Source organism: Blastomonas sp. CCH1-A6 (assembly GCF_001556365.1).
In the GTDB taxonomy this organism is placed as follows: domain Bacteria; phylum Pseudomonadota; class Alphaproteobacteria; order Sphingomonadales; family Sphingomonadaceae; genus Blastomonas; species Blastomonas ursincola.
This window is the reverse complement of sequence record NZ_LSIS01000065.1, coordinates 1-1,498: the sequence shown is the minus strand read 5'-3', so window position 1 is coordinate 1,498 and position 1,498 is coordinate 1. Positions and strand designations below refer to the sequence as shown.

Below are 1,498 nucleotides of genomic sequence, written 5' to 3'. Positions count from 1 at the left end.
CGCGCAGCAGCGGCGCAGCATGGCGATCCGCGCGGTGATCGTCGCAGGCGGCATCCTGCTGGTGTTCGCATTGTTCGGCGAGGTGCTGCTCTCTGCGCTGCATATCGAACTCAACAGCTTCCGCATCGCGGGCGGCATCATGCTGTTCCTGATCGCGCTCGACATGGTGTTCGAAAAGCGCACCGAACGCCGCGAACAGCGCGCGCAGAAGGTGATGGAGACGCCCGAGATCGAGGATGTCTCGATCTTCCCGATGGCGATGCCGATGATCGCCGGCCCCGGCTCGATTGCCTCGGTGATGCTGCTGGTGTCGCAGAACAGCGGCCTCGACCGCGCGCTGACGATCCTCGCCGCGCTGCTCGCCGTGCTGCTGCTGACCTTGGTCGCGCTACTGACCGCAGGCCCGCTGATGAAGCTGCTCGGCGCCAAGGCCGAAGCCGTGATCACGCGCCTGCTCGGCGTGCTGCTGGCCGCGCTGGCGGCGCAGTTCGTGATCGACGGGCTCAGGGCGAGCTTTCAGTAAGGCGGAGCGAGCGGGAGCCTCGCTCGTCAAAGGCCATGCTCCCCGCAGAGCGTTACCATCGTCCGTCACCCTGAACTTGTTTCAGGGTCCATTTCTCCCCAAGCGGCTTTCGGCTTTTTGGGGCACGATGGGTCCTGAAACGAGTTCAGGATGACGATGCCTCGCGCAGCTCCCATGGCGCGGGGCCTTTGACAGGCCAAGGCTGAGCGGAGGCAGGCCTAGGCAATGGCGTCGTCAGCCATCGCATCAGGATCCGCTACAAGCTGAAATTCTAGCGCCGGTGCAGAAAGAAAAAGCCCGCCAGCCTTTCGGCTGACGGGCTTTTCTGTCAGGCTTGCGCCCGGGCTGGTGCTTAGAAGCGGACCAGCGCCGAGAGCGAGTATTGCTGCGCCTGGAAGTCCTGGCGACCCACCGTGGTGTCGATCGACGCGGTGAAGTCGAAGGTCGGCTGCGAGATGGTCAGACCGACGCCCGCCTCGGCCCAGGTCCGGTCGTCCGAACGATAGGCGAAGGGGAAGCGGCCCGTGGTGCTTCCGGCGAAATTGGCACCGAAGAAGCGGTCGCCTTCCAGCACATCATAGACATAGTCGGCATAGATGTACGGACGGAACACCGCGGTCTTCTTGGCACTGGCCGATGCGCCGACGCGGATCTGCAGGCTGTCGAACTTGTCGCGGTCGATGTCCAGAGCGGGACCGCCACCGATTTCGCGCACGTCACCATAGTTGATATACTGGTACTGTGCGGCGATGCGCGGCGTGAAGACGATCGTCTTGGTCTCATAGGCCTTGGACAGGCCCAGTTCCGCCGTCAGTGCCAGGCTGTCGTCGCTGGTTCCCAGGTTGAAAACGGTGGGACCGACCAGCACTGAACGGGCCGTATCGACCGAGAAGCGGCCAGCGCTGACGCGGCCATCGACGATCAGGCCGCCCGGCGTGGTGACCGCGCCATAGATGCTGCCTTCCAGCAGTTCGC

General features: G+C 64.2%; 2 protein-coding genes. One reads left to right on the top strand and one right to left on the bottom strand.

Features of this window, described 5'->3' with window-relative positions:
- On the top strand, positions 1–523 hold a 523-nt coding region (locus tag AX735_RS02615; protein WP_066275110.1), incomplete at its 5' end, for a MarC family protein.
- Positions 524–875: 352 nt separating this feature from the next.
- On the opposite strand, the gene AX735_RS02610 is transcribed toward AX735_RS02615, so the two are convergent.
- Positions 876–1,498: autotransporter outer membrane beta-barrel domain-containing protein (locus tag AX735_RS02610; RefSeq protein ID WP_156447399.1), on the bottom strand; the 623-nt coding region annotated here is incomplete at its 5' end.